The organism is Bradyrhizobium sp. 2TAF36 (assembly GCF_052114925.1).
Lineage (GTDB): Bacteria > Pseudomonadota > Alphaproteobacteria > Rhizobiales > Xanthobacteraceae > Bradyrhizobium > Bradyrhizobium barranii.
The window spans coordinates 1-420 of the sequence record NZ_JBFRFR010000260.1; the positions used below are offsets into that span (position 1 = coordinate 1).

General features: G+C 65.7%; 1 protein-coding gene. It reads left to right on the plus strand.

Annotation, left to right across the window (positions count from 1 at the left end; translation table 11 throughout):
- On the plus strand, positions 1-420 hold a 420-nt coding region (locus tag AB4Z51_RS45075; protein WP_441499791.1), incomplete at both ends, for a VCBS domain-containing protein.

Here is a 420-nt window from a genome sequence, read left to right on the forward strand (position 1 = left end):
CTGCCTGCGCCGACGGCGGTCGCCGACGTCGCCGACGCCACCGAGAAGGGCGGCATTGCCAATGGTTCAGGCGGCTCGCCCGCCACCGGCAACGTCCTCACCAACGACACAGATCCCGACACCGGCGACACCAAGACCGTCACCGCCGTCAGCTTCGGGACGACGGCGGGTACGCTCGGCACAGCGCTCGCCGGTGCCCACGGCAGCATCGTGCTCAGCGCCAACGGTACGTTCACCTACACCATCAACGAGAATGATTCCGCCGTGCAGGCATTGCGGCTGCCAACGAACACGTTGACGGACACGTTCAACTATACCATGCGCGACACCGGAGGCCTCACTTCGACCACCACGCTCACCGTCACCATCCATGGCGCTGACGATACCCCGGTGCTCGCGAGTCAGACCGCCAACCAGAAC